1 protein-coding gene is annotated in these 242 nt (G+C 52.1%); it reads right to left on the bottom strand.

The annotated features are described in order from the left end of the window. A partial coding sequence (locus G9G53_RS26050; protein ID WP_165150918.1) for a condensation domain-containing protein occupies positions 1-242 on the bottom strand: 242 nt, incomplete at both ends.

A 242-nucleotide genomic window follows, 5' to 3' on the forward strand; every position in this document is an offset into this window, starting at 1 on the left:
ACCTGCTTTAAACAGCGGCCCTTCTTGCAGTTGGATACTGCTTTGAATTTCGGTAGCTTTCGCCTCCATTGCCACGCCGAGCATGGCTTCATCCGTTATATCCCTAAAGTCCAGCACGTCCAGCTGATACAGCTCGCCTTCCTGTATTCCGCGATTCCATGCTTGATAGCCTTGCGCGGTCTTGCTGAACACCATTCGCAAAGCATCATGATGCTTTGTCAGCTTGCCAAGCGCCTGACGCA

It is taken from the genome of Paenibacillus sp. EKM206P (assembly GCF_011066155.1).
Lineage (GTDB): Bacteria > Bacillota > Bacilli > Paenibacillales > Paenibacillaceae > Paenibacillus > Paenibacillus polymyxa_D.